Source organism: Agromyces sp. H66 (assembly GCF_004959775.1).
Lineage (GTDB): Bacteria > Actinomycetota > Actinomycetes > Actinomycetales > Microbacteriaceae > Agromyces.
The window spans coordinates 1-1,331 of the sequence record NZ_SJZG01000029.1; the positions used below are offsets into that span (position 1 = coordinate 1).

Here is a 1,331-nt window from a genome sequence, read left to right on the forward strand (position 1 = left end):
CGACGCTCCTATGGGTGTCAAGCGGGGTGTTCGAGGAGTCGGTAGAGGTCTCGGGCAATGTAGCGCTTGAGGCAGCGGATGATTTCGCGGCGGGTTCGTCCTTCGTGGGTGCGGCGTTCGGCGTAGATGCGGGTGCGGTCGTCGTAACGGAGTCGTGAGAGGACGATGTTGTGCAGTGCCCGATTCAGTTGTCGATCGCCGTAGCGGTTGAGGCGGTGCCGGTTCACGGTCTGTCCGCTGGTAGCGGGGATCGGCGCTGCGCCGGCGAGCATCGCGAACGCTGCTTCGGAGTGCACTCTGCCGGGGTGTGACCATGCGCAGAGAACGATCGCGGCGTTGATCGGTCCGATGCCCTTCTGTTCGAGCAGATCAGGACGAAGACCGCGGACGATGCGGAGGATCTCTCGTTCGTGGTCCCGGGCCTCCTGTGTGAGGTCGCGGACTCGGCGGGCGAGGGTGCGTAGCACGGTTACGGTAGTCGTCGTCTCTTGATCCCAGCTCGGGTGCTGCCGTAGCTTCACGGCGGTTCGGAGCATCGCGGGCAATTTCATCCCACGGAACTTCGCCCTGATGTTCTCCGGCGCGGCGATGATCAGGCTGAACACCTGCCGCTGCGCGTCGGTGGAGGACTCGATCGCGGAACGCCGCGCGGCCAGCAGCACGGATAACGCCTGCCGGTCACCAGCTGCTCGTGGGCTGCCCAACCGGGTCCGGGCCAAGGCTTCCCGGGCGGCTCGGATCGCGTCCAACGGGTCGGACTTCGCGCCGTTGCGCCGCTGCGCACGCTCGGGCCGGTCGAGCTCGACGACCAGGTCGCCGAGCGCCTCGAGTTGGCGAGTGAGCCCGGCGCCGTGGCCACCGGTGCCTTCGACCGCCCACGCCCGCAACGTGGCGTGCGTGTCAGCGAACTCGACCAGTTCCGCGTAGCCGGCCGCGTTCGCGTCGACGGTCAGCTGGGCCAGGACGCCACCGGTTCGGGCATCCAGGATCGCGGCGGTGTGGGTGAGGACGTGCGTGTCCACGCCGATGACGACATCGACCAGATCGGTCAGACTATTCATGCGTTCTTCTCCTTTGCCAGGACGGGACGTGGTTCCCGGTCCGGGGTGGAGAATCGGCAGGACTGTGATGGGACACGAAGGCGCGGTGACGCCGACGGTCAAGCTCCTGATCAGGCCAGTCACTCCGACCGGGCCGGGGCCGGTAACCCCGAGTGGACAAGTCGCGTCACAGGCACGGAGCCAGTCAGTCGAAGGGTCACACCCGGGATCACCGACCACAGCCCAGCACGATCAGGCTGCGAACGCCATCCTCACAGTCAGCCGAGGAGC

At 66.9% G+C, this 1,331-nt stretch carries 1 protein-coding gene; it reads right to left on the minus strand.

Annotation, left to right across the window (positions count from 1 at the left end; genetic code table 11):
• Positions 1–17: 17 nt before the first annotated feature.
• Positions 18–1,061: an IS110 family transposase gene (locus EZM51_RS20375; RefSeq protein WP_136710141.1), complete on the minus strand. Its 1,044-nt coding sequence runs from the start codon at positions 1,059–1,061 to the stop codon at positions 18–20.
• Between the last annotated feature and the right edge of the window lie 270 nt (positions 1,062–1,331).

What these genes read in the sequence shown, in the direction of transcription:
- EZM51_RS20375 (WP_136710141.1), bottom strand. Translation starts at nt 1,061, where the DNA reads ATGAATAGTCTGACCGATCTGGTCGATGTCGTCATCGGCGTGGACACG.